Source organism: Pseudonocardia benzenivorans CB1190, assembly GCF_000196675.2.
In the GTDB taxonomy this organism is placed as follows: Bacteria; Actinomycetota; Actinomycetes; order Mycobacteriales; family Pseudonocardiaceae; genus Pseudonocardia; species Pseudonocardia benzenivorans.
On sequence record NC_015312.1, the window covers coordinates 1604911 to 1626738 of the forward strand.

Consider the following 21828-nt stretch of genomic DNA (forward strand, 5'->3'; position numbering starts at 1 on the left):
CGGACGGAGGAGCGACGTGAAGCGCGTCACAGCCGATTTCGCGGCGGCGGGTCGCTGCCGGTCGCGAGTGGCGATGGTCGCTACAGCGACCATCGGCGCTCACAGGAGGCAGGCAGCCGTCGCGAGCAGGAGCGGTTCGCTGCCGGGGCGCCCGACCAGCTGCACCGGCACCCGCGTTGCGCCCCAACGGACCGGGACGACCAGTGCGGGCAGCCCGGCGAGGTTCCAGGCCTGTGTGTACGGGACCGGGACGGGCCGCGTGCCGCGCATCGTCGCGGTCGTGGAGCCGACGGCGGGAAGGACGAGGACGTCGTAGCGACCGCCGTCGAGCCAGCCGGCCATCCGGTCGCGCCATGCCGTGGCCACGCCGGAGCCGATCCGGTCGCGGCGCAGCTCGCGCCGGCCCCGCCGCACGACACCCGACGTGCGCCTGCCGAGAACGTCGGCGTCCAGGCCCACGTCCGCTGCCTCCTGCGCGACCCCTGCGCGCCAGCGCCGTGACCATTCGCGCGCCAGGCCCGACGGGTAGGGCGGGTCGGTGTCGACCGTCGCGACGCCCAGCTCCGCGAACCGTCGGGCGGCCTTGCGGACGGCGTCGTGGTGGTCCGGGTCGAGCCGTCCACGGCCTGCGGGGCTGCGCACCGAGACCGCGACCCGGCGCGGGATGCCGACGGCGTCCAGGTCGCCGATCGTGGTGCCGGACAACGCCTCGAACATCAGGGCGGCGTCGGCCGGGGTGCGCGCGAGCAGTCCGGTCTCGGCCAGCCCGAACCACCGCTGCGACGCGGCGCCGGGGAGGGGGAGCACGCCGGGGCCCGGCTTGAGCCCGACGAGCCCGCAGTAGGCCGCGGCGAGCCGCACCGATCCGCCGCCGTCGCGGCCCAGCGCCAGCGCAGCCATGCCGGCGGCGACGGCCGCGGCGCCCGCCCCGCAGGGGTTCGACGGCGGCAGCGCGATGTCGACGGGCCCACCCGCGCCGGGGGCCTTCCGGGTGAACCCGCACACTCCGAGCTCGGCCGTCCGGGTCCGGCCCAGGACGATGGCGCCGGCGGCACGCAGCCGGCGGACCAGGGTGTCGTCGCGGCGGGCCGGCTCGCCGGACGCGCCGCAGCCGTGCCCGGTGACCAGCCCGGCGAGCGCGACGTCGTCCTCGACCGCGACGGGCACGCCTGCCAGCGGCAGCGCGAAGCGGTCGGGCCGGGCGTCGATGCCGGTGGCCTCGGCGCGCACCCGATCGGGGTCGATGCCGGCGAACCCGGTGGCGTGGAACGCCCCGACCCGGCGGTCGACGTCGGCGGCGCGGGTCAGGTGGGCGTCGGCGACGTCGGCAGCGGTCGCGTCGCCGTCGCGCACGCGGGCGGCGATCGTCGCAGCCGGGGCGCCCGCGAGCCCGGACATGTCCGGGCCCGCTCGGTCGGAGAGCGCGCTGGCCATCGACCTACTCTGGCATCCGCGCCGGTCGACGCCGTTCCGACCCGCCGGGGGCGGGCCGATGTCGATCGCCCCGAATGGGCGTGTTCACCCGGATGGCGGGGCGGTCGCGGCCCTCGGGTACGGCGTGGACGGGCTCAGGCGGTGGGGCTCAGCGCTTCCGGCACACCGTCGGCGGTGTCGAAGAGACCGAGCAGGCCGGTCGCCTCCAGCGCGCGCGTGACGATCCGCGACCCGCACACCAGCGTCAGGCGGCGGCCCTGCTGCTGCACGTCGTCCTTCGCGGCCACGAGCGCCGCCAGCCCGGCCGACCCGAGGAACGTGACCGACGACAGGTCGAGGACCAGCAGGTTCGCGGACGGGAGCGTCGCGGCGATGCGTTCGGACAGCATCGGAGCGGTCAGCGTGTCGACCTCTCCACTGACCTGGAGAACCACCGCTCCGTCGCCGTGGTCGACGGCGTCGAAACGGATCACCTCGGCGGAGGACTCGCCGACTTCTTCGGCGGAGTCGCCCGACTCACCGCTCATGCGCACGGCGCTCCCTCGATGGCGTCTGCGGACAGGGCGCGACTGTGGTCTCAACCGCCCGCCAACCCTACGGCGCCCGCCGGAAGGCACACAACACGGCCCCCGCCGCGACGGTCGACGCCGCACGGACACGGAGGTCGGAGGCCCTTTCCGCGCGACGCCGACCCGACGCGCACCGGGTCGTGGTGTGGGTGGCCGCACCCCCGCTGGCGAGGAGCCCCCCGCCCGGCCCCGCCGGGCAGCATGATCGCGAGCGACTCCCCGCGACCGGCAGGTTCGTCCCCGTCACCGGACGGCAGCAGCGCCGACCGGACGAGTCGACGAGGAGGCCGCCATGAGCGTCCCGACCCTTCCCGAGGCCACCCACCCCGGCCTGCGGCCCGGCGCCGTCCCGGCCCCCCGCACCCCGGCCGACGACCTGCCGACCGTCGAGTTCCGGCCGCAGTTCCCGTCGCCGCGCCACGTGGCCCGCACCGTGCAGGGTCCGCCGGCCGCGGCACCGCCGCCCGGCGCGGGACCGGGCGCCCACCCCGCCGGGTACACCGCGGCGGCCACACCGCGGTTGGGCCGCAGGGCGTTGCGCCGTGAGCAGGAGGTCACGCTGGCGGCCCCGCGGCGCCGCTACGGGCTCGTCGCGAGACTGCTGTTCGTCACGATGGACCTGCTGTACGGCAGGCGCCGGACGTTCGAGAAGTTCCAGGTGCTCGAGATCGTCGCGCGCATCCCGTACCAGATCTGGGAGAACGCCGCCTACCGCGCGCTCACCCGTCGGCACCGCGACGCCGGTGTGGCGCACCGCATCCGCGAACGGATCGAGGAGAACCGCGAGCAGCAGGACAACGAGCAGTGGCACCTGTTGATCACCGCGGAGCTGGTCGCCCGGGGCGGCCGCCGGCTCGGCGCCTTCCGGTACCGCTTCCTGCCGTGGCTGATGGCGGTCGGGTACTACCACACCGCGTGGCTGCTGTTCGTCGTCGCGCCGCGCTGGAGCTACCGGCTCAACGCCGACTTCGAGGACCACGCCGAGCACGAGTACGCGCTGTTCGTCGCCGAGCACCCCGAGTTCGAGACGTGCGCCCACGGCTCGGTCTTCGCCGAGCAGTACGGCGCACACCCCTCGGTCGCCGACCTGTTGCGCCAGATCGGGCACGACGAACGGATGCACAAGCAGGAGTCGGAGCGCTACCTGCGGGAGGGGAAGCCGGCGTGACCCCTGCCGGCGCGGGCCGTCGGATCGGGCGTCCGGTAACGCTTTCGGTGTCCGATCCGACGTTGTCGTCGTCGGGCCGTGGAACGGTGCGACGATCCCGGTGTGCCCGCCGGGGGCACGTCGGGGACTGTCGGTGGGACCGGTGAACGCGATGTACGACGCGACGACGCGCGAGGTCGTAGCGCCCGTGCCCGACGAGTCCGTCGCCGCCGCGGCGACCCCCGACCCGGCGCCGCCGGAGCTGGTGGTCCGCGGGCTGCGCAAGACCTACGAGGCCGAGACGGCCCCGGTGCGCGCGCTGCGCGGGGTGGACCTGACCGTCGGGCGCGGCGAGTTCGTCGCACTGATGGGCCCGTCCGGCAGCGGGAAGTCGACGTTGCTGCACCTGCTCGCCGGCCTCGACCGCGCCGACGAGGGCTCGGTGAGCATCGCCGGCATCCGCACCGAGGAGCTGTCCGCGACGCGGCTCGCCCGGCTGCGCCGCCGCCACGTCGGGCTGGTGTTCCAGTTCTTCCACCTGATCGACCACATGTCCGCGCTGGAGAACGTCGCGCTGGCCGCGCTCGTCGCGGGCGCGAAACCCGCCGAGGCGACCGAACGGGCCCGCGACCTGCTCGACACGCTGGGCCTGCTGGAGAAGGCGGGGGAGAGCCCGGCGAACCTGTCCGGCGGGCAGCGGCAGCGGGTCGCGATCGCGCGGGCCCTGGCCAACCGGCCGACACTGCTGCTGGCCGACGAGCCGACCGGTGCGCTGGACTCCGACGGCGCGGCCGAGGTGCACGACCTGTTCACCCGCATGCACCGCGTCGGCCAGACGATCCTCATGGTCACCCACAGCGCCGACGTGGCCGCGGGCGCGCAGCGCATCGTGCGGATGCGCGACGGCGTGCTGCTCGGGGAGATCGCGACCACCGGGGAGCAGCGGTGATCCGGGCGGCGTCGGCGGCGCCGGGGCGGCGGGCCCGCCGGTCGCTGCTGCTGTCGGGTCTGATCGTCGCGGTCGGTGTCGCGTCGGTGGCAGTCTGCGTCGGACTGCTCGGCGGCGGTCCGCCACTGTGGGTGTCGGCGCTGATCGCCGTCGCCCCGCTCGTCGTGGCCGTCGTGGCGGGGTTCAGCGGCCGGGTGCGCCGGGCGAGCACCACCGTGCTGGTCGCCGCGTCGGACTTCGCGGGGCTCGCCGTCGCCGTCGACGCCGGGCTGATCCTCACCCTGCTCGTGCTCGGCCGCTTCCCCTCGCCGGCCCAGCACGACCTGGTCGACGCCGCGATGCTCGGCATGCTGCTCGTCGCGACGCTCGCGGGGCCGCTCGGCAGGCGGGCCGGCCGCTCGGCGCGGATGTCGTTGCTGGGCACCCGGCGGTCGCCCGACGAGCTGCTCGCCGAGTTCGCCGAGCGCGCGGGCCGCGGCACCCCGGTCGACGACCTGCTGCGCCGGCTCGCCGAGACCATGCGCCGTGACTGGCGGTTGTCGTCGGTACAGATCTGGACGTTGGTGCCCGACGAACCCGGGCTGCACCGCACGCTCGTCGTCCCCGAGCCGTACGAGGAGTCCCCGCCGCCCGCGCCGCTCGACGCCGCCGAGCTGGCCACGCTCGAACGCGCGGGCGTCGCCGGGCCGGGGTGGCTGCGGCTGTGGCTGCCGCGGCTGGTTGCCGAACAGGACGAGGCCGGCGGGCAGCCCCAGCTGCGGCTCGCGCCCGCCGTGCACGGCGGCCGGGTGCTGGCGCTCGTCGTCGTCGAACGGCCCGCCGACGCCGACCGCTTCACCACCGTCGACGAGCGGGCACTGGCCGAGGTGGCCCGCAGGCTCGCGATCGTGCTGCGCAACCGCGACCTCGACGAGGCGTTGCAGGCCACGCTGGCCGACCTGCGGCGCAGCAACGCCGACCTGCAGGCCTCCCGCGGCCGGCTCGTCCGCACCGCCGACGCCGAGCGCCGGCGCATCGAACGCGACCTGCACGACGGCGCCCAGCAGCACCTCGTCGCGCTCGCCGTCGGGCTGCGGCTGGTGCGCGACGGGCTGTCGCAGTCCGCGGCCCGGCCCGAGGGGACCGTCGACCCGAACCTCGAGATGCTCGACGAGCTCGACCGCGGTGTCCGGGAGTCGATCCAGGCGCTGCGCGACCTCGCGCACGGCATCTACCCGCCGCTGCTGCGCGACTCCGGGCTGGGCGAGGCGCTGCGCGCCGCGGCCAAGCGCAACCCGCTCGACGTGTCCGTGCAGGCCGCCGGGCTGTCCCGGCACTCCGAGCAGCTCGAGGCCGCCGTCTACTTCTGCTGCCTGGAGGCTCTGCAGAACGCGGCGAAGCACGCGCCGGAGTCGTCGGTCGTCGTCACGCTGGAGGAGGACGCGGACGGGCCCGACGCCGAGCTGCGGTTCGCCGTGACCGACACCGGTCCGGGCTGCGACGTCGACAACATGGCCGCGGGCGCGGGCATGCAGAACATGGCCGACCGGCTCGGTGCGATCGGCGGGACGCTGGAGCTGAGCTCCGCCCCTGGCCGGGGGACGACCGTCAGCGGCCGGGTCCCGCTGAGCGGCGCGCCGCTGCCCGTCACGACGGTGACCGGCCCCGTCACGCTGCCGACCGACGTGCGCGAGCAGCGTCGGGCCGCCGTCGGGTCCGTGCCGCCCCCCGGAGGCTGACGTGGGCGGCGGTGGGTTCGGCGCCGTCCGCGCCGTCGCACGCGCCGAGCTGCGCACCGGCTGGCGGGCGCTGCTGCTCATGGCACTGGTGTTCGGGTTGGTCGGCGGCATCGCCACCGGGGCGATCGCGCTGGCCGAGCGGACCGCGACGGCCTACCCGCGGCTGGTCGAGGCCGTCGCGCTCGACGACGCCCGGGTGCTCGTCGCCGCCGACCAGCCACAGCTGGCCGCGGCCGTGCCGTCGCTGCCCGGCGTCGCCGAGGTCCGTACCGACCAGGCGTGGATCGCCCAGATCGACGGTCCGGCGCTGCGCTTCGTCTCGATCGGGGCGCCGACGACCCAGCACGACGACCTGGTGCGGCCCGTCGTCGTCGCCGGGCGGATGCCCGCCCGTGAGGCGCCCGACGAGGTCCTGCTCAGCGAGTCCATCGCCGCCGACAGCGGGCTCGGTGTGGGCTCGCGGATCACCCTGCGGATGCTGACCCTGCAGCAGGTCTCGATGTTCGACGTCGGCTTCGGCCCGCCCGCGGGCCCGACCACGCAGGTGACGGTCGTCGGCATCGGTCGGATGCCGACGTGGGGCGGGGCGCTCGCGGCCGTGCAGGCGGGCCCCGCGTTCGCGGCGAAGTTCCTGCCCGACATCGTCGGGTACGCCATCTACGCCCGGTTCGCGCCCGAACCCGATGCGGCGCAACGCTTCGGGGCCGCGTTCGCGCGGACCGCCGCCGTCGTCGACCAGATCTCGCCGTCGGTGGTGGCCCAGTACGTCCCGCACAGCGTCGAGCTGCCGGGGGCGGCCGTCGACCCGGCGGTGCGGGCGGCCGAGCAGGTGCTCGTCGGTGGGCTGGTGGTGTTCGTGATCGTGCTCGGCCTCGGCGGGCTGCAGGTACTCGGGCAGAGCCTGTTGCGCCACCACTCCGCGCGGCGCGCCACGCAGCGCGTCGAGTCGGCGTTGGGCATGGACGTCGTGGAACGCACGGCCGCCCGGGTGCTCGCCGCGGCGGGGGCGGGCGTGGTCGCCGGGATCGTCGGTGGGGCCGTCATCCTCGCCGCGGGCTGGCTGGAGCCGCTCGGCAGCCAGGCCAGGTTCGAGCCCGCGCCGGGGTTCCGCCCCCAGTGGGAGCTGGTGATCATCGGCGGGCTGGGCATCGGCGTCGTGTTCCTGATGACGGTGGCCGTCACGGCCGCGGTCGCCGGCCGGGCCCAGCAGCCGACCGTCACCCGGCCCCGCCCGGGCGGCACGCGGCTGCTGCGCCGCTGGCCCGCCGCGCTCCTGGGCACCCGGCTCGCGCTGCACGGTCGCGTGGGCAGGCGGGGGCTGCCCGCGGGCACGACGGCCGTCGCCGCCTCGCTCGCCATCGCGGGGGTCGTCGCGGCCGTCGCGCTGGGCGCCAGCCTGGAGCGGCTCGTCGACACCCCGGCGCGGTACGGGCAGGGCGCGGACATGACGATCGTCGACGCCCGCGAGGCCGACGTCGGCCGGCTGGTGGCCGATCCGCGGGTCGCCGCGCTCGACGTCGGCGCCAGCGGTACGGCCACCCTCGCCGACGGGACGCCGATCGAGACGACGAGTCGCGAGGTGCGCAAGGGCAGCCTGCCGGTCGCTCTCGCGGGAGGACGGCTACCCGTCGGGCACGACGAGGTCGCCGTCGGTCCGCGCGCCGCGTCGACCCTGGGCGTCAACGTCGGGGACACGCTCGACATCCGCCGGGTCCACGGCGGCACCTCGACGCTGCGGATCGTCGGGGTCGCCGTCCTCACCTCGCAGAACAACGGGGCCGTCGGCGACGGCCTGCTCGTCGCGCCGACCGTGATGCGCGAGCTCGTGCCCGGCCAGCCGCTGTTCGACGCGGCGGTCGTCGCCGCGCCCGGCGCCGCCGACGCGCTCTACGCGGAGCTGGCGCAGAACCTGGAGGTCTTCCCGCGCCAGGTGCCCGACGCGGTACGCAACCTCGGCGACCTCGTCACGCTGCCGGAGATCCTCGCGCTCGTGCTGGCCGTCGTCGCCGGCGCGGGGATGGTGCACGCGCTGCTCACCGCGGGCCGCCGGCACGCCCGCGAGGTCGCGGTGCTGTCGGTCCTCGGGGCGACCCCCGGCCAGGTGCGCTCGACGCTGGCGGTGATGGCCGCGGCGACCGTCGTGCCGGCGCTCGTCGTCGGCGTCCCGCTCGGGCTCGGCGCCGCGCGCGTGCTGTGGTGGCAGCTGGCCACCGCGACGGGCGTCGCGGGCGACCTCGCGGTGCCGTGGCGGCTGCTGCTCGTCGTGGTCCCCGCGGTGCTGGCGGGGGCCCTGCTGCTCTCGCTCGCCCCGGCGAAGCGCGCCGCGCGGACCCCGCCCGCCGTCGCGCTCGCGGGCGGCTGAGCCGCAGCCCGGGGAAACCCGGCGCGCGAGCCGCTCCGCTCGCGCCCGCGGGGGTGCGGGCTCGAGAGTCAGCTGCGGCCGTCGTCCGGTCCGTCGGGGCGGTCGGCGGACTGCTGCATGGCGTGGAGGCGCTGCTGCGTGAAGACGTCGGCCGGCCCGTCCTTCGTCCGCGCCGGGTCGAGCGCATGCCGCAGCCAGGACTCGGACGCGCTCACGTGGACCGTGGACGCTGCGCTGGCCAGGAACGGGTCCCGGGCGATGATCGCTTCGACGATGCGGCTGTGCTGTTCGAAGGTGAAGTTCTTGGTGCCCTGCTGGATGACGCCGCGGGCGACTCGCGCGTTGATCGCCCGCTTTCCTATTGCATCCATCAGCGTGCAGAGGGTGGCGTTCCCGGTGATGGATACGACCTGGCGGTGGAACTCCAGGTCGAAGGCGATGAGCTCTTCGTCGTCACGGGCGTCGTTGAGGCGGTGGAGGCTCTTGGTGAGGATCGTGATGTCCTCGTCGGTGGCCCGTTGCGCGGCGAGGCCCGTCGCCGCCGGTTCCAGGAGCCTGCGGACCTCGAAGATCTCGAGGAGGGTGCCGTCGTGCATGAGGTCGAGCGCGAAGCCCAGACCACCGAGCAGGGTCTCGGGCTGGAGGTTGGAGACGAAGGTCCCGTCGCCGCGGCGGATCTCCAGCACACGTGCCTCGCACAGGGCACGGACCGCCTCCCGCAGGGCGTTGCGGGAGACCTGCAGCTTCGCAGCCAGTTCGGACTCCGCAGGCAGCCGGTAGCCGGGGCCGAGCTGGCCCTCGACGATCAGGTCGCGGATCTTCTGGATGGCACGGTCGGCGGCAGACACGACAGCCCTTCACTCGGCGTGGAGGATCCAGTATTACCAGGTCGGGTGGCCTGTCCCCACTTTTCGAGCGGACCCGCCAGGGCGGTGTGCCCCGGCGGGCCGGCCGGTCAGGGTGCAGCGGCGAGGACGCCGCCGTCGATTGTGAGCACGGATCCGTTGCAGTAGGACGCCTCATCGGAGGCGAGGAAGAGCACGCCGTTGGCGATCTCCTCGGGATTCCCCATCCGGCCGCTGGGGTTCCACTGGTAGCGGTACTCCTCGCTGTTGAGGTAGTCGACGAACTCGGCGACCATCGGCGTCTCGATGTAGCCGGGGGCGACCGTGTTGGCCCGGATGTTGTGGCGAGCGTATGCGGTCGAGAGCGACCGGGTGAGGTTGACGATCGCGCCCTTGGCGGTGGTGTAGGCGTGGGCGTCGCGGTTGCCGACGAACCCGAGGATGCTCGCCACGTTCACGATCGACCCGCCGCCGCGTTGCAGCATCGCGGGGATGGCGTGCCGCGAGCAGTTGACCACCGAGCCCAGGTTGATGTTCATGACGTGGTCCCAGTCCTCGACGGTGGCGTCGCCGAGGGTGTCCATGCTGCCCGGGCGTACGTCGCGGTAGGAGTATCCGACGCCGGCGTTGTTGACCAGGATGTCGAGCCCGCCGAACTTCTCGGTGGCGGCCCGGATCGCCGCGCCGGCCTGGCCGTCGTCGGAGAGGTCGGACGAGTGCGTGGCGAGGGCCGCCCCCGCATCGAGCTCCTTGGCCAGGTTCTCGAGCTTGTCGACGCTGCGGCCGACCGCGACGACCTGTGCTCCCTCGGTGAGGAACCGTTCGGTGACGGCCCGGCCGATGCCCGAGCTGGCGCCGGTGACCACGGCGACTTTGCCTTGCAGTCTGCTCACCTTGACTCCTGAGGTGTGGTCTGGACGGTGGCGGGTCCTCGGACATGTCCGGTGGGCCAGCCTGTGACGAGAGACAAACCTAGACATGGGATGTCTGCTGTGTCTACAGTCACGGCCGTTGTTCCTCACGTCGTATGGAGGGTTGCCGGATGCCGGTCGGTCAGGATGGCCTAAAGCGCGTCCTAGATGCCTTTGAACAGGGAGATTGGGACGAGATTCACCTGGTCGCCGACGACGTCGAGGTCCACCTCGTCGCGCGAGGGGCGGATTCAAAGGTTCAGGCGACATCCCATGTCACTGCGCCCGAAGAGACCCCCGCGAGGACTACCGACGTCGCCCCGTCTGCTCCGATGACAGCCACCGCCGAGGACGCCACCACCGTCGTCGCCCCCTCGCCGGGGCTCTTCTGGCGGGCCCCGAGCCCCGGGGCGCCGCCGTTCACCGACATCGGCGGGCACGTGGAAGAGGGCACCGCGCTGTGCATCGTCGAGGTCATGAAGCTGATGAACACGCTCCCGGCTCCGGTCGCCGGGACCGTCGTCGAGATCTGTGCGGAGAACGGCGAGCAGGTCGACACGGGAACTCCGCTGTTCCGCATCCGGGCGGACGGGAGCTGACGTGGTGCAGCGAGTGCTCGTCGCCAACCGGGGCGAGATCGCCATGCGGGTCGTGCGGGCGTGCTTCGACGAGGGCGTGACCAGCGTGCTGGCCGCCTCCGAGGCCGACCTCGACAGCCTGCCCGCCCGTGTGGCCGACGAGGTCGTGCAGATCGGACCGGCGAGTGCGACCGCGAGCTACCTCGACGTCGGCGCGGTGATCTCGGCGGCCCTGCTCACCGGCTGCGACGCCGTCCATCCCGGCTACGGATTCCTGTCCGAGCAACCCGAGCTCGTCGAGCAGTGCGCCCGGCACGGCATCACCTTCGTGGGCCCGAGCGCGGAGTCCATCCGCCGTGGCGGGGACAAGATCGCCGCCCGCGAGTTGGCCCGTGGCCTCGACATCCCGCTGGGAGCGGGCTCGGACGCGATCGACACCGTCGAGGAGGCCGCGGACCTCGCCGCCCGGGTCGGCTACCCCGTCCTGCTCAAGGCAGCGGCAGGTGGCGGCGGCCGCGGCATGCGTCGGGTCGACGCCCCCGCCCAGCTCGCCGACGCCGTCGTACGGGCCCGGGCCGAGGCGCAGAGCGCGTTCGGCGACGGGCGGCTCTACATCGAGCACTACGTCGAGCACGCCCGCCACGTCGAGGTGCAGGTGCTCGCCGACGCGCTCGGCACCACGGTGCACCTCGGCGACCGGGACTGCTCCTACCAACGGCGGTATCAGAAGCTGGTGGAGGAGGCCCCGGCGAGTGCGGTACCCGAGGAGCTGCGTCGCCGGATCGGGGAGGCGGCGGTCGCGCTGATCTCGGCGCTTGACTACGTCGGCGCCGGCACCGTCGAGTTCCTCGTCGACGTCGACCGAGACACCTTCTCCTTCCTGGAGGTCAACACTCGTGTCCAGGTCGAGCACCCGGTGACCGAGATGGTGACCGGCGTCGACATCGTCCGCGAGCAGCTGCGCATCGCTGCCGGGAAGCCACTGTCCTTCGCCCAGGGCGACGTCCGGGTCTCGGGGCACGCGATCGAGTTCCGGATCAACGCCGAGTCCCCGGACCGCGGCTTCGTCCCGTCGCCGGGCGAGCTGCGCGTGTGGCGGCCCCCCGTCGGGACGGACGTCCGCGTGGACAGCCACTGCTTCGCCGGCTACCGCGTCCCGCCGCACTACGACTCGTTGCTCGGCAAGCTCATCTGCCGGGGCGACACCCGCGACGAGGCCCTGGACCTCGCGGCGCGCGCGCTCGACGCGTTCGACGTCGCCGGGGTGGACACCACGCTGCCCCTGCATCGGGAGTTGGTTCGCCATCCCGACGTCCGGGGCCACCGCATCACCACCCGCTGGGTCGAGGAGTCGTTCCTCCCCCTCTGGACCGCCGACCGAGCTCGCACCGCGCGAGCGGAAAGGGCCGCCACCCCATGACGCACGTCGAGTTCGTCGACCAGACGCTGCGCGACGGGCAGCAGAGCCTGTGGGGCATGCGGATCCGTGCCGGTATGGCCGCCGCCGTCGCCGAGGACATCGACCGCACGGGGTTCCGGACCGTCGACGTGACCGGAAGCTCGATGTTCGAGTGCATGATGCGCTACTCGCGCGAGGACCCGTGGGAGGGTCTCGACCTCTGGCGCACATGGCTGCCGAACGCGCAGCTGCGCGCCGGAAGCCGCAGCAACTGCATCGCGAAGTTCGGGCTGACGCCGGACTCGCTGATGGACCTGTGGATCCGGACACTGACGCGCCACGGCATCCAGTCGTTCTGGATTTACGACTGTCTGTACAACATGGACCAGATGCGGCGGTTGTGCCAGACGGTCCACGACGCGGGCGCCGAGGTCGTCCCGGCGATTATGTTCGGGATCAGCCCGGTGCACACCGACGAGTGGTTCGCGGCCCGCGTCCGGGAGATGGTGTCATGGGGCATCGTCTCGGCGATCTACGTCGAGGACGCTCCGGGCATCCTCGCGCCGGAACGGGGCGCGACGCTGATTCCGGCGCTCGTCGACGCCGCCGGTGACGTACCCGTCGAGCTGCATTGCCACAACACCGTCGGGGTCGCCCCGCTGAACTATCTGACGGGGCTGCGCAGCGGCGTCCGCATCCTGCACACGGCCTCCCGACCCCTCGCGAACGGCCCGTCGTTGCCGTCGACCGAGGCCATGGTCGAGAACCTCCGCTGGCTCGGCCACGACCACGGCCTCGACACCGCCCGGCTGGACCCGGTGGCCCTGCACTTCGCCCGGGTGGCGGCGCAGGAGGGTTGGGCGACGGGCACCCCGAACGAGTTCTCCACGTTCGCCTACCACCATCAGCTCCCGGGCGGCATGACCGGCACCCTGAAGGCCCAGCTCGCCCAGTACGGGATGGAGGACCGGCTGACCGAGGTGCTCGAGGAGGTCGTCCGGGTCCGGGAGGAGCTGGGACACCCGATCTCCGCCACTCCGTTCTCGCAGCTCATGGGCATCCAGGCGGTACTGAACATCGTCACCGGCGACCGGTACTCGATGGTGCCGGACGAAGTGATCATCTACACGCTGGGGCACCTCGGTACCCCACCCGCACCGATCGACCCCGACGTGCGGGACCGGGTCCTGTCGTCCCCGCGGGCGAAGGAGTACCTGGCCTGGGAGCCCCCGCAGCCGTCGCTGAAGGAGCTGCGGATCCAGTTCGGCGACGCCCGCATGAGCGACGAGGAGCTGCTGTGCCGCTACCTCGTGCCGCGGGAGGACTTCGAGGCGACGCGGGCGGCGGGAAAGGTCTCGCCGACCTACGTCTTCCGCGACGCGGTCGCGTCCCGGCAGCTGATCGAGACGGCGCTGACCATGCGCCGGCCCACGTACGTCAGGGTCCGTCGCGGCGACCTCGACCTCACCCTGCGGCGCAGCCGCACCGACTGAGCGCGCGCCGGCCCGCGGCACCCGCACCCGTCTCCCACATGTCAACGATGCCTGAAGAGGAGGGCCATGAGCAGTGACGCGCACGCCCTGACCGAGAAATGGGCGAAGAAGGCCATGACGCCGACCGTGGAGGCGTTCCACTCCCGGATCCGGGCCCGGGTCGCCGAGCGGCTCGCCGCCTCGGGCAAGAGCTGGGAGGAGGCGGTGGCCGACCCCGACCTGGAGCTCACCGTCGACGACTTCACCGCGGTGGAGCAGGAGTTCCTCGACACCGGCTACCGGTTCGAGATGTCGGCGCAGATCTCGCTGGAGGAGGCACCGGAGAAGTACCGGGCCCCTTCCGGAATCCAGGACACCGGCACCGCGCAGACCGACGAGGACGGCAACCGCATCGTCGGCACGGGCGCCAACGTGTTCCGTGTCCCCGCGGACGTGGTCGGCACGGCCCGTCTGGTCAGCACGGTGGACGTCGTGCTGGACATGCTCACCAACGGGGTCCCCGACGACACCATCGCGATCATCGACGACTCCGGCGGGACGTTGACCGCGCCGATCCTGCAGAGCTTCACCGGCGTGGTGTGCATGGGCGGCACCGTCCGCTCGCACCTGGGGATCCTCACCCGCGAGTACGGCGTGCCGTGCCTGATGGACGCCCGGCTCGACGGGCTGCACGACGGCGACCGGATCAAGGTCGAGTACACCAAGCCGCCCGTCGACGTCTACGCGACCGAGAACGACCCGAGCGCGCGGGCCCGCATCGTCAAGCTGGAGGGAACCTCCGATGCCGAGTGACCACACCTATGCGGAACTGCTCGACCTCAACGCCTGGATCCGCAAGAACAGCGACGCCTTCCACTGGCAGTGCACGGCCCGCACGGTGCAGGAGTCGAAGCTCTTCCCGGTCAACCCGTACATCGCGATGTCCTACCTCAACGCGTGGTACCGGTACCCGTCACTGTTCCGCACGCTGGAGCAGACCATGACCGCCGAGGAACTCGGCGACCGTGCGCGCGAGGTGTCCTCCGCCTCCGGGATCATCCAGAACGGGATCATCCCGCAGTTCTACCTCGGCGGGCGGCAGATCCTCATCGACATGGGCATGCTCAGGCCCACGGACGCCCTCGACGACGTCGCCTACGTCCTGGACTTCACCAAGCGGCTCAACCTCTCCTACCACCGCCACCACGCCCACATCCTGCCCAGCGACGCCGGGCACCGCGCCCAGGTCCTGCCGGAGCGGGTGGTCCAGGTGTTCCACGCCGACGCGTTCGGGGTGAAGCCGGGCGACCGGCTGCACACCGCGGCCGGGCGGTTCCTCGCCCAGCTGTCGCAGTACGCCTTCCTGTCGCACTGCGAGTGCCGGTTGGGGATCAACAACAGCGGCCCGTACAAGATCGGCGAGTCCGGCGAGATGCTGGTGCGCGACGTCGTGGACCTGGCCGAGGGCGACTACCCGTGGCTGGACGGGGTGGCCGCCGAGGTCGCGTTCAACAACTACACGATGCCGGTGATCCTCAAGGACACCCACTTCTCCATCGTCGACGACTGGGCGAGCTTCGAGGCGACGCCGTCCTACAGCCACGACAACGTCACCGCGATCGGGCTCTACACCTCCGACTACCTCTCCGACGGCTACGTGCCGGTGGCGATGGACAACCCCGCCACCCTCGCGGACTTCCTCGAGCACGAGCGAGAGGTCCTGGCCAAGGCGACGTCGGACCTGTGGAACGTCATGGCGGGATGGACACGCGAGCAGCTGGTCGACTCGGGGCTGCTGGTCTACTACGCCGTTCCGAAGGACCTGTTCCACATCGCCGGGATCTACGACCAGTCCGACTGGATGCTGGTCGAGGACCGGGCGCAGCGGTTCAAGCCGCTGATGAACGACGAGTACGGCCGTGACCTGATCGCCGAGCTCGTCGGCTACATCTCGCTGACCTCCCAGCAGGGCAACGACTACACGATGAGCAAGCACTCCGGTGCCCCCGGGGACATGTGGTCGACGATTCCGTACTCGGTGCTCGCCGACGACGAGTTCACCCGCGGTGTCGGCCCGATCCGAAGCGGCAGCACCTCGCTGCCGGCGAAGAGCTCCACCTGGACGACCACGGAGGGCCGGCTCACGCTCGACGACGCCAACCGGCGCGCCGCGGCGCTCAGGCCGCTCCCGGCGCAGGAGCCCTACCGGTTCCTCGACGACCGCTGGATCAAGGACCACCCCGGCGACGAACGCGCCGAGGAGCTCTACCGGCACACCCAGCGGCGTTCCCGGCTGCTCGCCGGCAAGGGCGCCGGGCTCAGCGGCGCCGACATCGAAGTCCTGCGGGCCTGACCGGCCATCAGGACGCCAGGACGCAGGACCGCCGGCGGCGGCGGCAACGCCGCCGCGGGCCTCACACGTGATCGAGGAGTTCTGCAGTGGAGATCGGTGATCTGATCAGGCGTGCGGCGGCCCGGTTCGGGGACGCGCCCGCAATCACCTGCGGGGACCGGTCGATGAGCTTCACGGAGTTCGACGAGGCCACCGACCGGCTGGGCAACGCGCTGATGGCCCGGGGCCTGCGAGAAGGCGACCGGGTCGCGGTGCTCCTGCCCAACGGCATCGACGGGCTCGTCGCCTACTACGCGCTGGCCAAGTCGGGACTGGTACGAGTGTCGATGAACGTGCGCGACACCATGGAGGACCACGAGTACCGCATCGCCGACTCCGGCAGCCGCGCGCTGATCAGCGACCGGTCGACCTCCGCCGCGGCCGAGCTGAACATCGGTCTCGACGACCTCGCGGCGATGATCGCGGACGGTCCCGACGGCCCATGCGACGTGCCCCGCGCCGCGGAGTCGCCCTACCGGCTCGGCTACACCGGCGGCACCACCGGCCGCCCCAAGGCCGTCACGCTGTCCATGCGCTCCGAGCACGCCGAGGTCACGAACTACCTGCTCGACCTCGTACCTGACATCGGCCCCGGCGACGTGATGCTGCACGCGGCGCCGGTCACCCACGCCAGCGGCTCCTTCTTCCTGCCGCACCTGATCCGCGGAGCGCACAACGTCGTCCTCCCCTCGTTCACGCCGGGGGAGTACCTCGAGGAGTTGCAGCGCAGCCGGCCGACGGCGACCTTCCTGGTCCCGACGATGCTCGCGATGGTGCTCGACCACCCAGGGGTCACCGAGGTGCGGACCCCACGACTTCGCCACCTCTGCTACGGCGCCTCACCGATCGCCCCGACGACGGTCGAGCGTGCCGAGCAGGTGTTCGGAAAGGTGCTCGCGCAGACCTACGGCCAGTCAGAGGCCCCGATGACGATCACCTTGCTGCGGCCCGACGAGCACGACCGCGTCGGCTCGGCGGGGCGGCCGTACAGCATGATCGAGGTGCGCGTCGTCGACGAGGACGACCGTGAGGTCCCGGTCGGCACCAGCGGGGAGGTCGTCGTCCGCGGCCAGATCCTGATGAGCGGGTACTGGAACCGTCCGGAGGAGACGGCGCACACGCTGCGCCACGGCTGGCTGCACACCGGCGACGTCGGGACGTTCGACGACGACGGCTTCCTCTACCTGCTCGACCGCAAGAACGACGTGATCATCAGCGGCGGGTTCAACGTCTACCCCCGTGAGGTCGAGGACTGCCTGTTGGGCCACCCCGCGGTCCGCGAGGCCGCCGTGATCGGCCTCCCCGACGAGAGGTGGGGCGAGGTGGTGCACGCCGTGGTCGCCACCCGCGAGCCGATCACCGCCGACACCCTGCTCGGCTGGGCCCGGGAGCGCCTCGCCGGCTACAAGCGACCCCGTTCGGTGATCTTCAGCGACGACCTGCCGAAGAGCTCGGCAGGCAAGATCCTGCGTCGGGCGGTCCGTGACCAACTCTCGCCCGCCGGATCCGACGGGAAGGACTGATCTCATGCAGACGACCGAGCTGGTCCTGCACGGCCTCGTGGTGAAGAAGGCGGGCACCGCCGAGCAGATCGCCGCCGTGCTGGGACTCGACGAACCAGAGGTCCGAGCCGCGCTCGACGACGCGCTCGCCACCGGTGACGTGGCCGGTGCCCGTGGGACCTTCATGCCGACCCCGGCGGGGCGGGCGCGTCTCGACGCCGCCTACCCGCAGGCCTACGCGCAGGTCCGCGAGGACACCACCGTCACCTCCGCTGCCGATCGCTTCGAGGTGATCAACCGCAAGCTGCTCGCGCTGCTCACGCGCTGGCAGTCGGTGCCCCAGGCAGGGTCGACCGTGCCCAACGACCACAGCGACCCCGCCTACGACAACGCCGTCCTCGACGAGCTCGGGGACCTGCACGAGCGCACCGAGCCGATCCTGGCCGTGCTTGCGGGCGCGGTACCTCGGCTCAAGGTCTATGCCGACCGCCTCGCCGCTGCCTACGACCGGGCACTCGGCGGCGAGCACGACTACGTCAGCGGCGTGCGCGTCGACAGCTACCACACGGTGTGGCACGAGCTGCACGAGGACCTGCTGCGGATCCTCGGCCGCACCCGGCAGGAATGAGATCGGGCAGGAGTGAGATGAGTTCGTGGTGTGTGCTGCTGGACGGCAGCGAGGTACCCGGCCGCGACGAGATCGGCGGAAAGGCCTGGAGCCTCGCGCAGATGCGCCGGCTGGGCCTGCCCGGTCCACCGGCGTTCGTCCTGCCCACCCGGGTGTGCCGGGAGTACCACGCGGCCGGTGGTGAGCTGTCCGAGCCGGTCGAGGAGGCGCTGCGCACCGGGATAGCCCACCTCGAGGCCGAGACCGGGCGTCGGTTCGGGGGCGCCGAGCGGCCGCTGCTCGTCTCCGTGCGCTCCGGTGCCCCGATCAGCATGCCAGGGATGATGGACACCGTCCTCAACCTGGGCTTCGACGAGCGCGTCGAGCAGGCGCTCGCCGCAGAGGCGGGCAGCGCCGAGTACGCCGCCGACACCCACCGCCGGTTCGTCGCCGGGTTCGCCGCCGTCGTGCTGAAGGCCGACCTCGACGACGAGTCGCTGCCCGCGCAGGAGCTCCGCCGGCAGGTGGCGGCCCAGCTCGGCCGATCAGTACCCGAGGACCCGTGGGAGCAGCTGCGCGAGGCGGTGTGCGCGGTCCTGGGCTCGTGGCACTCACGGCGCGCCACGGCCTACCGACGTCACAGCGGGATCCCCGACGACCTCGGCACCGCCGTGACCGTGCAGGCCATGGTGTTCGGGAACATGGGCCACGGCTCCGGCACCGGCGTGCTGTTCAGCCGCAACCCGCTGACCGGGGATCCGCAGCCGTACGGCGAGTACCTGCCGGGCGGCCAGGGCGAGGACGTGGTGTCCGGGGCGCACGACCCGCTCCCCCTCGCCCAGCTCGCCGAGCGGCACCCAGCGGTGCACGACGAGCTTCTCGCGGCCGCCCGCCTGCTCGAGACCGCCCACGCAGACGTGCAGGACATCGAGTTCACCGTCGAACGCGGACGGCTCTACCTGCTGCAGACCCGCGACGCCAAGCGCAGCCCGCAGGCCGCGGTGCGGCTGGCCGTCGACCTGGCCGACGAGGGGTTGATCACCCCGGCCGACGCGGTCGCCCGGGTCAGCGCGGAACAGGTGCGCCGACTGCTGGAGCCCCGCCTCGACCCGACCGACCGGGCGGGCGCCGCCGTCCTCGCCACGGGGGAGCCCGCGTCCCCCGGCGTCGGGGTCGGGACCGCGCTCGCCGACGCCGACGAGGTGGTCCGCCGGGCCGCCGACGGCGAACCGGTGGTGTTCGTCGCGCGCACCACCAGCCCCGAGGACGTGCACGCGATGATCGCTGCGACGGCGGTGTGCACGGAGACCGGCGGCTCGACGAGCCACGCCGCGGTGGTCTGCCGGGGTCTGGGCCGCCCCGCCGTGGTCGGCTGCGGCGCCGGGACGGTCGAACGGCTCACCGGCCGCGACGTCACGATCGACGGCGGGACCGGCACGGTCTTCGACGGGCTCCTGCCGCTGCGCCGGATCGACGCCGACGGTGACGACCGCCTTCGCAGGCTCCAGTCGTGGGTTGCCGAACAGGCCGGGATCGAGGTCGTCACCGACACGAGCGCCGAGGTCCTCGACCTCGACGAGCTCGGGGTTGTCGAGGCGGGAGAGGTGGCGGCCGCGGTCGCCGACGCCGGGACGGGCGCGGTGGCGGTGCGCGGCAGCGTGGTCGAGACCGCGGACGGGGTCGGCGCGGCGATCCGCGCCGGCGTGCGGCGGATCGTCGCCGCAGAGCCGCTGCCCGTCCTGCTCGCCGCTGCCGCGCACCGGCGCGCCGAGCAGGGCTCGCAGACCGCTGCGCGACTGCGGAGGAGCGCATGAGTGGGCGCCGACCGGTCGTGGTCGAGGTCGTCCGCAGCCCGTTCGGGAAGGGACGCAGCGGCGGGGCGCTCGCCGGCGAGCATCCTGTCGACCTGCTGGCCCATGTCCTGCAGGCACTGCTGCAGCGGACCGGCGTGGACCCCGCCAGGATCGACGACGTCATCGCCGGCTGCACACTCCCCGTCGCCGAGCAGTCGGGCAACATCGCCCGCCACGCGCTGCTCGCGGCCGGCCTGCCCGTCGAGGTGCCCGGGGTGTCGATCGACCGCAAGTGCGGGTCGTTCCAGCAGGCCCTCCACTTCGCCGCGCAGGGCGTGGCCGCAGGCGCCTACGACATCGCGGTCGCCTGCGGCGTCGAGATGATGAGCACCGTCCCGATGCGCACCAACCGGATGGGACGCGACGACCAGGGGCCCCGGTTCCGGGCCCGTTTCGGTGACACACTCGTCGGCCAAGGCATCTCCGCCGAGTTGATCGCGGCGCGCTGGAAGATCGAGCGCGACGAGCTCGACGCGTTTGCACTGCGGTCACACCGGCTCGCCACCCGGGCCGCCCAGGAGGGCCGGACGGCGGCCCGCATCGTCTCCGTGCAGCGTTCGGACGGGCGTGAGGTGAGCCGCGACGAGGGGATTCGGCCGACCACCACAGCCGAGGCCCTCGCGTCGCTACGCCCGTCGTTCCGCGACGACACCATGGCCGCGCGGTTTCCCGAGATCGGCTGGCGCATCACGGCGGGCAACGCCTCCCCACTCACCGATGGCGCCGCCGCGACGCTGGTGATGGCCGAGGAGACGGCTGCCGGGCTGGGGCTCACCCCGCTGGCGGTCGTCACCGGCTACGCCGTGGTCGGGGACGATCCGCTGATCATGCTCACGGGGGTCGTTCCGGCGACACGCAAGCTCCTCGACCGCCACCACCTCGATACCGGCGACATCGACCTCTACGAGGTCAACGAGGCCTTCGCGAGCGTCGTGTTGGCCTGGGCCCAGGAGCTGGGTGTCGAGCTCGACCGGGTCAACGTCGACGGCGGTGCGATCGCCTACGGCCATCCCGTCGGCGCGTCCGGCGGCCGGTTGCTGGCCGCCGTCGTCGACAACCTTGCGCGTCCCGGGGTGCGCCGGGCGGTGATGACCATGTGCGAGAGCGGTGGCATGGCCAACGCGACCCTCCTGGAGGCACCGTGACGAACGCCGACCCGTTCCGAACCGATCTGCCGACGTTCACGAACTTCCGCGACGTCGGCGGGCTGCGGACCGTCGACGGCCGGACGCTGCGCTCAGGGGTGTTGTTCCGCTCGGACAGCGTGCAGGACATCACCGAGGCCGAGGCCGAGGTGCTGGTCGACAAGCTGGGTCTGCGCTATCTGATCGACCTGCGCACCGGCCCGGAGGCCGTCCAGCAGGGCCGCGGACCGCTCGCGAACCTGCCGGTGGGCTACCTCAACATCCCCCTCGTCGACGTCGACGGGCCCAAGGGCCCACCCGGGCGGGTGCTGCTCGACTCGTACATCGACCACCTCGAGCACGACCAGAACCTGCCGGTCGCCGTCGAGGCCGTCGCCCACACGGTGCGTCACCCGACACTGGTGCACTGCGCCGCAGGCAAGGACCGCACTGGGATGACGATCCTGCTCGTCGAGCTCTTGTGCGGCGTCACCGTCGAGGACACCACCGCCGACTTCCTCGTCACGCGTAGGAACATGGAGGCGATCAGGACCCGCCTGCGCGGATGGCCACGCTACGCCGCCAACATGGCCCGGCTGAGTGCCGAGATCTACGACTGCGAGGAGCACACGATCGTCGGGCTCCTCGACGAACTGCAACGGCGCTACGGAACCGCCGCCGGCTGGGCCCGTGCAAAGGAGATCCCGGAGGAGTCGATCGCGCTGCTCCGCCGGCGCCTCGTCGAGCAGCAACCGCGATGAGCCACGCCGACCCGGTTCCATGAGGAACCTCCGTCGGGTCGCCCTCGCGCTCGTCGACGTCGCGGCGGACCACAGGCCGGGCGGACGTCCCGTGGTGTAGCCAGCCACACCAGGGCGTGCGGTTCGGCACACCCGCGGTTGGCCTGGAGACCACCTCGGTCGGAGCCCCGCCGGACGGCATCGTTCCCGGTGTCAGGACGACAGT

At 72.8% G+C, this 21828-nt stretch carries 18 protein-coding genes; 14 read left to right on the top strand and 4 right to left on the bottom strand.

Going from position 1 to position 21828, the window contains the following annotated elements:
• Positions 1 to 99: 99 nt before the first annotated feature.
• Both PSED_RS07820 and PSED_RS07825 read right to left on the bottom strand, forming a co-directional pair.
• On the bottom strand, positions 100 to 1434 hold the full coding sequence (locus PSED_RS07820) for an amidase family protein (protein WP_013673708.1): 1335 nt from the start codon (positions 1432 to 1434) through the stop codon (positions 100 to 102).
• 134 nt (positions 1435 to 1568) lie between these two features.
• Positions 1569 to 1961: an STAS domain-containing protein gene (locus PSED_RS07825; protein ID WP_013673709.1), complete on the bottom strand. Its 393-nt coding sequence runs from the start codon at positions 1959 to 1961 to the stop codon at positions 1569 to 1571.
• 334 nt (positions 1962 to 2295) lie between these two features.
• Between PSED_RS07825 and PSED_RS07830 the strand changes: the two genes are divergently transcribed.
• From PSED_RS07830 to PSED_RS07845, 4 genes are all read left to right on the top strand, one after another.
• Positions 2296 to 3171, top strand: coding sequence for an alternative oxidase (locus PSED_RS07830; protein ID WP_013673710.1), 876 nt, complete (start codon positions 2296 to 2298; stop codon positions 3169 to 3171).
• A gap of 133 nt (positions 3172 to 3304) precedes the next feature.
• The gene (locus PSED_RS07835) at positions 3305 to 4099 is read left to right on the top strand and encodes an ABC transporter ATP-binding protein (RefSeq protein ID WP_233899349.1); all 795 of its coding nucleotides are present in this window, start codon (positions 3305 to 3307) and stop codon (positions 4097 to 4099) included.
• Positions 4096 to 5817: a GAF domain-containing sensor histidine kinase gene (locus tag PSED_RS07840; protein ID WP_013673712.1), complete on the top strand. Its 1722-nt coding sequence runs from the start codon at positions 4096 to 4098 to the stop codon at positions 5815 to 5817. The genes PSED_RS07835 and PSED_RS07840 overlap by 4 nt, the downstream gene beginning before the upstream one ends.
• A 1-nt stretch (position 5818) precedes the next feature.
• Positions 5819 to 8179, top strand: coding sequence for an FtsX-like permease family protein (locus tag PSED_RS07845; RefSeq protein WP_013673713.1), 2361 nt, complete (start codon positions 5819 to 5821; stop codon positions 8177 to 8179).
• A 68-nt stretch (positions 8180 to 8247) separates the two neighbouring features.
• On the opposite strand, the gene PSED_RS07850 is transcribed toward PSED_RS07845, so the two are convergent.
• Positions 8248 to 9027: a FadR/GntR family transcriptional regulator gene (locus tag PSED_RS07850; protein WP_013673714.1), complete on the bottom strand. Its 780-nt coding sequence runs from the start codon at positions 9025 to 9027 to the stop codon at positions 8248 to 8250.
• 107 nt (positions 9028 to 9134) lie between these two features.
• Positions 9135 to 9917 carry an SDR family NAD(P)-dependent oxidoreductase gene (locus PSED_RS07855; RefSeq protein WP_013673715.1) on the bottom strand — a complete coding sequence of 261 codons (783 nt, stop codon included), beginning with the start codon at positions 9915 to 9917 and terminating at the stop codon, positions 9135 to 9137.
• 350 nt (positions 9918 to 10267) lie between these two features.
• Between PSED_RS07855 and PSED_RS07860 the strand changes: the two genes are divergently transcribed.
• The 10 genes from PSED_RS07860 (at position 10268) to PSED_RS07905 (ending at position 21623) form a co-directional block, all read left to right on the top strand.
• Complete coding sequence (locus tag PSED_RS07860) at positions 10268 to 10534, top strand: acetyl-CoA carboxylase biotin carboxyl carrier protein (protein WP_049803333.1); 267 nt, start codon at positions 10268 to 10270, stop codon at positions 10532 to 10534.
• A 1-nt stretch (position 10535) separates the two neighbouring features.
• Positions 10536 to 11933 (top strand): acetyl-CoA carboxylase biotin carboxylase subunit, encoded by a 1398-nt coding sequence (locus PSED_RS07865; RefSeq protein ID WP_013673717.1) that lies wholly within the window; start codon positions 10536 to 10538, stop codon positions 11931 to 11933.
• Positions 11930 to 13405, top strand: coding sequence for a carboxyl transferase (locus PSED_RS07870; protein WP_013673718.1), 1476 nt, complete (start codon positions 11930 to 11932; stop codon positions 13403 to 13405). The genes PSED_RS07865 and PSED_RS07870 overlap by 4 nt, the downstream gene beginning before the upstream one ends.
• Before the next feature lie 66 nt (positions 13406 to 13471).
• Positions 13472 to 14197 (top strand): PEP-utilizing enzyme, encoded by a 726-nt coding sequence (locus PSED_RS07875; RefSeq protein WP_013673719.1) that lies wholly within the window; start codon positions 13472 to 13474, stop codon positions 14195 to 14197.
• Complete coding sequence (locus PSED_RS07880) at positions 14187 to 15737, top strand: hypothetical protein (RefSeq protein WP_013673720.1); 1551 nt, start codon at positions 14187 to 14189, stop codon at positions 15735 to 15737. The genes PSED_RS07875 and PSED_RS07880 overlap by 11 nt, the downstream gene beginning before the upstream one ends.
• Before the next feature lie 86 nt (positions 15738 to 15823).
• Complete coding sequence (locus PSED_RS07885) at positions 15824 to 17299, top strand: class I adenylate-forming enzyme family protein (RefSeq protein ID WP_013673721.1); 1476 nt, start codon at positions 15824 to 15826, stop codon at positions 17297 to 17299.
• A 4-nt stretch (positions 17300 to 17303) separates the two neighbouring features.
• On the top strand, positions 17304 to 17906 hold the full coding sequence (locus PSED_RS07890; RefSeq protein WP_013673722.1) for a hypothetical protein: 603 nt from the start codon (positions 17304 to 17306) through the stop codon (positions 17904 to 17906).
• A 17-nt stretch (positions 17907 to 17923) separates the two neighbouring features.
• Complete coding sequence (locus PSED_RS07895) at positions 17924 to 19699, top strand: pyruvate, phosphate dikinase (RefSeq protein WP_013673723.1); 1776 nt, start codon at positions 17924 to 17926, stop codon at positions 19697 to 19699.
• A complete protein-coding gene (locus tag PSED_RS07900) occupies positions 19696 to 20883 on the top strand; it encodes a thiolase family protein (protein WP_013673724.1) in 1188 nt (395 codons plus the stop codon). Before PSED_RS07895 ends, PSED_RS07900 begins: the two co-directional genes overlap by 4 nt.
• The gene (locus PSED_RS07905; RefSeq protein WP_013673725.1) at positions 20880 to 21623 is read left to right on the top strand and encodes a tyrosine-protein phosphatase; all 744 of its coding nucleotides are present in this window, start codon (positions 20880 to 20882) and stop codon (positions 21621 to 21623) included. The genes PSED_RS07900 and PSED_RS07905 overlap by 4 nt, the downstream gene beginning before the upstream one ends.
• Positions 21624 to 21828 lie beyond the last annotated feature (205 nt).